Source organism: Bacteroides sp. 44_46 (assembly GCF_001915465.1).
GTDB classification, from domain to species: Bacteria; Bacteroidota; Bacteroidia; order Bacteroidales; family Bacteroidaceae; genus Bacteroides; species Bacteroides clarus.
In genome coordinates, this window is sequence record NZ_MNQO01000013.1 from 285,862 (window position 1) to 292,935 (window position 7,074).

General features: G+C 45.2%; 7 protein-coding genes. 2 read left to right on the top strand and 5 right to left on the bottom strand.

Annotated elements, in window-relative coordinates; translation table 11 throughout:
- Positions 1–38: 38 nt before the first annotated feature.
- The 4 genes from thiL to sppA form a co-directional block, all read right to left on the bottom strand.
- Positions 39–1,082 (bottom strand): thiamine-phosphate kinase, encoded by a 1,044-nt coding sequence (thiL, locus tag BHV73_RS06400; protein ID WP_087412713.1) that lies wholly within the window; start codon positions 1,080–1,082, stop codon positions 39–41.
- 111 nt (positions 1,083–1,193) lie between these two features.
- Positions 1,194–2,003 carry a purine-nucleoside phosphorylase gene (locus BHV73_RS06405; RefSeq protein WP_087412714.1) on the bottom strand — a complete coding sequence of 270 codons (810 nt, stop codon included), beginning with the start codon at positions 2,001–2,003 and terminating at the stop codon, positions 1,194–1,196.
- Positions 1,960–3,063: a tetraacyldisaccharide 4'-kinase gene (gene lpxK, locus BHV73_RS06410; protein WP_087412715.1), complete on the bottom strand. Its 1,104-nt coding sequence runs from the start codon at positions 3,061–3,063 to the stop codon at positions 1,960–1,962. Before lpxK ends, BHV73_RS06405 begins: the two co-directional genes overlap by 44 nt.
- Positions 3,064–3,069: 6 nt before the next feature.
- Positions 3,070–4,836: a signal peptide peptidase SppA gene (gene sppA, locus BHV73_RS06415; protein WP_087412716.1), complete on the bottom strand. Its 1,767-nt coding sequence runs from the start codon at positions 4,834–4,836 to the stop codon at positions 3,070–3,072.
- A gap of 349 nt (positions 4,837–5,185) precedes the next feature.
- Here sppA and BHV73_RS06420 point away from each other — a divergent pair, with 349 nt between their 5' ends.
- Positions 5,186–5,701, top strand: a complete 516-nt coding sequence (locus tag BHV73_RS06420) for an adenylate kinase (RefSeq protein ID WP_087412717.1) — start codon at positions 5,186–5,188, stop codon at positions 5,699–5,701.
- A 230-nt stretch (positions 5,702–5,931) separates the two neighbouring features.
- On the top strand, positions 5,932–6,540 hold the full coding sequence (locus BHV73_RS06425; protein WP_087412718.1) for an HU family DNA-binding protein: 609 nt from the start codon (positions 5,932–5,934) through the stop codon (positions 6,538–6,540).
- Positions 6,541–6,779: 239 nt separating this feature from the next.
- Here BHV73_RS06425 and BHV73_RS06430 read toward each other — a convergent pair.
- Positions 6,780–7,074 (bottom strand): hypothetical protein (locus BHV73_RS06430; RefSeq protein ID WP_353681448.1); only part of this gene is annotated, 295 nt, incomplete at its 5' end.

Here is a 7,074-nt window from a genome sequence, read left to right on the forward strand (position 1 = left end):
AGTTCTATTCTTTAGAATCTTCCATATCCTCTGTCGCCTCAAGTAGCAGATTCCTCTTTAAGCGGGTTCCAGCCTTGTGCTTTCAACTCAAATTCCTGTCCGTCGCGGGTGATAAGGGCACAACCTAATTCCGGTTTAGTGATATGACCTATCAGCTTGACACCTTCCATGTCAGACACTTTCTCATGGTCGGCAATAGGCACGGTAAACAGAAGTTCGTAATCCTCGCCGCCGTTGAGGGCGCAAGTCGTCAGGTTCATATTGAATTCCTCTGCCATAACAGCAGTTTGGTAGTCGATAGGGATATGCTCCTCATAAATGCGGCAACCGACCTTGCTTTGCGTGCAGATATGCAGTAATTCCGAAGATAATCCGTCGGAAACGTCCATCATGGAAGTAGGCTGAATACCTTCTTTAGCCAATTTCTGAATAATATCGCGACGGGCTTCCGGTTTCAGTTGCCGTTCCAGCAGATACTCTTTGCCTGCGAAATCTGGTTGTAAATCTTTGTCGCCACCTTTAAGGACGCTCTTTTCACGTTCCAGCAGTTGCAGACCCATATAAGCTGCACCTAAGTCACCGGAAACGCAGATAAGGTCAGTCTCTTTGGCACCGTTGCGATAAACGACCTTTCCTTTTTCACCTTCTCCAATGCAAGTGATGCTGATTGTGAGCCCCGTATAAGAAGAAGACGTGTCGCCGCCCACAATATCCACGCCATATTCCTCACAGGCAAGGCGGACGCCGGCATACAGTTCTTCCATATCCTCTACGCTGAAACGTTTGGACAGTCCCAACGAAACGGTGATTTGCCGGGGTGTACCGTTCATGGCATATATATCGGAAAAATTCACTATGGCCGCTTTATACCCCAAATGCTTCAAAGGCACATACGTCAAATCGAAATGTACGCCTTCCAGTAATAAATCGGTGGTAACCAGTACTTCTTTGTCCGCCGGGTAGGAGAGGACGGCGGCATCATCACCGATGCCGTACCGGCTTGATTCGTTTTTTAATTCGATACCCTCGGTCAGGTGGCGGATGAGGCCGAACTCACCGAGAGTTGCTATTTCTGTTCTCATCTTAATTAGTTGAAAGGTGAAAGTTGATAGTTGAAAGCGAATAGTTACTACATACTTACACTGCACGGCAACTTTCAACTCCCGACTATCAACTTTCAACTATTTGTTTACTTACGCTCTGTTAATCAACTCCCTCATAATCTCCGTCATCTTCGGCTGTGCGGCATCCGCAGCTTTCTGCACCTCTTCGTGAGACACCTCTACAATCTTGCCTTCCACGCCTAAGTCCGTGATAACCGATACGCCGAACACCTTGATGCCGCAGTGGTTCGCAACGATTACTTCGGGAACGGTAGACATACCTACCGCATCCGCACCCAGGATACGGAACATTTTGTATTCCGCCGGAGTTTCAAACGTAGGCCCTTGCGTACCGATGTACACGCCATGTTGTACTTTGATACCCTTTTTGGCGGCAATTGCGTCCGCCTTACGGATAAGTTCTTTATCGTAGGCCTCGCTCATATCCGGAAAACGCGGGCCGTAAGGAATATTCCTGCCGTGCAGCGGATGTTCGGGGAAGAAATTGATGTGATCGGTGATAATCATCAGGTCGCCGATTTCAAAATCAGGATTCGTACCACCGCTGGCGTTAGAAACGAATAAGGTCTTGATGCCCAATTCGCGCATCACACGCACCGGGAACGTCACTTCTTTCATGGAATATCCCTCGTAGAAATGGAAGCGTCCCTGCATGGCCAGAATATCTTTATCGCCCAGCTTGCCGCAAATCAGCTTACCGCTGTGTCCCTCTACCGTAGAAACGGGGAAGTTGGGAATATCCTCATACTTTATTTCATACTTCTCGGTAATCTCGCCTGCAAGGCTGCCAAGTCCGGTTCCGAGGATAATCGCTGTCTCAGGACGCGTGTGCATCTTACCTTTCAGATAAGCTGCGGTTTCTTGAATACGTTCTAACATAGCCAATAATGTTTTGGTTAAATATATATTGTTGATTTTGCAAAAACTCTATTTCGATGGGGAGTACATAAATGTACGGTTTCAGCGTTTCGTTCAGAGCCGGATGATTTTTCAGTCGGGTAGCATCCTTTTCCGTTGTGATAATCAGTCTTTTGCCCTCTTTCAACCGGGCAAATTGCTCCTCAATGAGTTGCAGGTCTTTTTCGCCGAAGTCGTGATGGTCGCCGAATTCCAGCAGATTGACATCGGGGGTGTACGATTCCACTTCTTCCACCAGCGGGGCGGGAGAGGCGATGCCCGTAACGAGTAGTACCTGCTCGCTTCCCGTACAGGATATTCTCTCTTTCGTCTTTTCGGGGAATAACGGTAGTAGGGAGCCATAGCGGAATCTGGAGAAATACAATTGCTGGTACGGATACAAATGCAGCCTTTTGGTAATAATGTTGAAGTCTATCGGCTTGATGTCATCCGGACACTTCGTTACAATGACTATCTGGGCGCGGTTCTTCCCGCAGGCAGGTTCGCGCAGTCTTCCCGCAGGCAGTAGGACATCATCACAAAGCAACCGGTGGTAGTCGGTCAGCAGAATATTCATTCCCGCCTTTACGTGGCGATGCTGGAAAGCATCATCCAGCAGCACTGCATCCACAGCGGGACTTTTCAATTTAAGCAACTGCTCGATACCATGACAGCGGTTTTCATCTACCGCCACCCGTATGTCCGGAAACTTGCTTTTTATCTGATACGGCTCGTCACCGATTTTCTGTACACTGCTCTCGGCGGTTGCCAGTACATACCCTTTACTTTTTCGTTTGTAGCCGCGGCTCAGTGTCGCCACATTTACGCCCTCATTCTGCAATAACCTTATCAGATACTCCGTATGTGGCGTCTTGCCCGTTCCACCTACGGCAAGATTGCCTACACATATCACAGGAACGTCAAAACTCTTTGACCGGAGCCAGCCCCAGTCAAAGAGTTTATTTCGCAAGCATACTCCTATCCCGTAGAGCCAGGACAGGGGATATAGCCAATGGTGTATTTTTACGGATGCATCTCTCATTTAAATTTATTGTATGTTCAGTTCAAACGGTACACGTGCCTGTATACGGTCTATCTTGTCGAAGTTCTCGATAATGCTGAATTGACGGTACACATCGTTCATTTTTCCGTTCAGCATGCGAGCCTTGATATAATTTCCGGGATTCGTATTCATCAGGCTTTCCAAAAATCCCTCTTTCTTAGGATAGTTCATTACGGTGTAAGCGTCTACACCCGCTTTGGCAATGGCAATCTCCAAAGCCTTGTCCAGACCGCCCAGTTCGTCCACCAGTCCCAGCTCTTTGGCAGTGCTTCCGGTCCATACGCGGCCTTGCGCTATCTTGTCCAATTCTTCCATGCTGATGCCGCGTCCGTCGGAACAACGGGTCAGGAAAAGTTCGTAACCTTTGTTGACGTACATCTGCATCAATCCTTTCTCACCATCGTTCATCGGGCGGGTCAGGTTGCCGAAGTCGGCATACGGATTGGTCTTTACTACGTCGAAGTTCACACCGAGTTTTTCGGTCAGCCCTTTGGCGTTGGGCATCATTCCGAAAATACCGATAGAGCCGGTCAGTGTGGTAGGTTCGGCAACGATGGTGTCGGCGTTGCAGGCGATGTAGTAACCGCCGGATGCGGCATAGTCACCCATAGATACGATTACGGGTTTTTCTTTTTTCAGTTGGTTTACGGCGTACCATATCTGTTCGGAACCGTATGCGCTACCGCCCGGAGAGTTCACACGCAGTACGACGGCCTTTACATTTTCATCATCTTTCAGTTTGCGCAAGTCTTTGATAACCTTTTCGGAATTGATGCCCTCGTCGGTAGAGGCGGACGAACCGCCGTCAATCTCACCATACGCGTAATATACGGCAATCACGTTTCCGCTCTTGTCTCTGGGCACGTTTTTCTTTACGTTTATCATGTCCTGAATACCCAGCACCGGCATGTTGTCGTCTTTGTCGATACCTACCATGTTTTTCAGGTAGTCGCGTACATCATTCTTATATATCAGGGTATCCACCAATCCGTTCTTCACGCTCTCCTCTGCCGGGTAGAACATCAGCATGCGGTCTGCCTCCTTATTCAGCGCTTCTAAAGAAAGGTTGCGCGATTCGGCAACGGAACTCGTAATCTGTCCCCAAATGGAAGACAGATATACATTTACCTGCTCGCGGTTGGCGGGGCTCATTTCAGTGGAGATGAACGGTTCTACTGCGGATTTGTATGTACCCACTTTGAATATCTGCATCTCTACACCGATTTTTTCCAGTAAATCTTTAAAGAACATCGGAGTAGCTGCCAGTCCTCGCCATTCGAGCATACCTTGCGGGTTCAGCAGCACTTTGTCCGCGACGCTGGACAGGTAGTAAAGGTTCTGCGTGTAAGTATCGCCGTAAGCCACGATGAATTTACCCGATTCCTTGAAGTCTTTCAGCGCGTCTCGAATTTCTTCCAGCGAAGCGAATCCGGCTCCCAGTGAAGTTGCCTGAATGTAAATACCTTTGATATCTTCATTTTCTTTCGCTTTCCTGATAGAAGAAAGAATATCGTCCAGTCCATACGTTTTGTAGTCTTCTTTCATAAGGAAATCCAGCGGATTCTCCTGGCTTCGTTCGGTCAGTGTACCGTTCAAGTCCAGCATCATGACGGAATTCTTACGCACTTGCGTTTCCGATTCCGAGGATGAAACCATGCTGAAAACTACGAGAATGCTGATGAAAAACAACACGACGCTCGATATGATAATACCCGTTACGGTGGCGAGCGTAAATTTCAAGAAATCTTTCATTGTTTTATTGTTTTTGGTATGCTAACTTTTCAAGCTAACAAAGATAAATAATTAGGTTGATATTTTCTCTATCTGTCGCATGATTTTTCGGTTTTGTCACACCGAGGTTTTAATATTTTATTTGTATCGCCATATTTATCCGTATTCGTAAACGCCGATGGATTATCGCCATTATGCCGAAAACGAAGATTTGGTTACTTTCTTTTCCTATGTGTGGAGATAAATCATTTTTCCTATATTTGCGAATATTATGTAAATGTGATGACTCAAAGACATTGGGAAAGAACATAGATTATATAGAAACCGTCCGATTGATAGTACTGCACTTTATGTACCTAACTCAAAATATATGATTATTCTTATTGCAGGAGACACACATACGGGAAAGACCCTGTTGGCACAAAAACTATTGGAGAAATATAAATATCCTTACTTGTCGATAGACCATTTGAAGATGGGGCTTATCAGAAGCAAGCAATGCACATTGCCTGCCGATAACAGTGATATGGAATTGACAAATTATCTGTGGCCTATTGTCCGGGAGATGATAAAGACCTGCATTGAAAATTCCCAAAACCTGATTATTGAAGGATGCTATATCCCTTTTGGTTGGGAAAAGGACTTTACGGATGAATATGTAAAGCATATAAAATATCTCTGCCTAATATTCAGTCAGGAATATATAAGACTTCATTTTCAAGATATATTGGATAAGGAGAGTGTCATAGAAAAGAGGCTGTCGACGGATATAACGTTCGAGGATGTAAGCCGTACTAATAGGTATAATTTAGAGCAATGTATATCAAGGGGGTATCGTTATGTTTTAATAGATAAGGATTATCTGATAAATGTAGATGATATATGAACTTTCAAGAAGATAGATATACGGAAAACTAATCCTACTTCATCCGTGTTCTTTTCATACAATAGCTGTTGTATGAAAAGAACACGGATGAAGTAATTAAGTAACACGGCTGTGGTACGAATAATTATCCGTATCTTTGTTGCTCATTCCTGTTGACTTCAGAGTTTACCTTTCCGACAGTTGCGGTCTGTTCTTCCCTGTTCTCAATAAACCATTAAAATATAGAGCTTATGAGTGTTTATTATGATTTTTATGAGACGCCGGTCTCTGAGGGTGAAGAACCGAAACCTCTTCATGCACGTGTCCGTTCAAAAGGAACCATTTCCGGTAAGGACTTTATGAATCAGGTCTTTCGTGAGGAGCACATGCCTCATGCAATGATTGTGGGTATTATGCAGGCTATCTCTACCGCGCTCGGCGATTGGCTGGCGGATGGCTACACGGTGGAGATAGAAGGGCTTGGATTTTTCAGCACCTCGTTGAAGTGTACCCGGCCTGCCATGACGAAAAAAGATATTCGTGCAGAGTCAATCAAAATGTCTACGGTGAAATTTCGTCCCGGCGTGGAGTTTAAACGTTATGTATCCAATAAAATGGAACTTGAACGCGCCGATAAACGATTTTTTCCGGAGAAACCGAAAGCGGTGGGAGATATGGATGTACGAAAACAGAGTATGCTGGACTTTCTGGATGCCAATGTGTGCATTACCCGTGCTGAATATGCAGGTCTTGTCCATGTTACGGGGCGGCGTGCAATATCTGATTTGCAGGAATTTGTAAGTTCCGGTGTTATCCGTATGCGTGGTGCCGGCAGGTCTGTGGTTTATATAAAAGCGTGAGTGTTTAAGGTTCTGTGAATATATACGTGTTATGTATACACGTGTGCGCTTGTATACGCGCCCGCCTACGTGCCCGCATGTACGTGCGCATATATTATAATGTGTCCCTTGCTTTCATCAGCCTGTTCCCTGTTCTGTTTTATGTTCTACAACATCTTTACTAATCAGCGAGTTAGGAAAAAGTTTCAAAAATATTAGGAAAAAGTGAAAGATATATTTGGTGCGTATTCTAAAAAGCTCTACTTTTGCATCCGCTTTCGAGAACGGGAGCGGCGTTTGATTGACATTCTGACAGAAACGGAGTAAGAACCCTTACTTTTTTCTTCCTTAACCGGTGGAAGATATGAGATAAAGTTCTTACCTTTGCACCCGCTTTCAAAAAGGAAGCAGCGTTGATTGAAATACTTTTTTAAAGCCGGGCGGTAAAGACAACCTTTTCTTAGTTCTTCCTTTCGCAAGAGAGTTGTTTTGAATGAGAAAAGAATTTTAAAAAAAACTTCCGAAAATATTTGGAGTATATGCTTAAAAGTTTTT

Bases quoted from the DNA above. Each gene is read 5' to 3' on its own strand.
- thiL (WP_087412713.1), bottom strand. From the start codon at position 1,082: ATGAGAACAGAAATAGCAACTCTCGGTGAGTTCGGCCTCATCCGCCAC.
- BHV73_RS06405 (WP_087412714.1), bottom strand. From the start codon at position 2,003: ATGTTAGAACGTATTCAAGAAACCGCAGCTTATCTGAAAGGTAAGATG.
- lpxK (WP_087412715.1), bottom strand. From the start codon at position 3,063: ATGAGAGATGCATCCGTAAAAATACACCATTGGCTATATCCCCTGTCC.
- sppA (WP_087412716.1), bottom strand. From the start codon at position 4,836: ATGAAAGATTTCTTGAAATTTACGCTCGCCACCGTAACGGGTATTATC.
- BHV73_RS06420 (WP_087412717.1), top strand. From the start codon at position 5,186: ATGATTATTCTTATTGCAGGAGACACACATACGGGAAAGACCCTGTTG.
- BHV73_RS06425 (WP_087412718.1), top strand. From the start codon at position 5,932: ATGAGTGTTTATTATGATTTTTATGAGACGCCGGTCTCTGAGGGTGAA.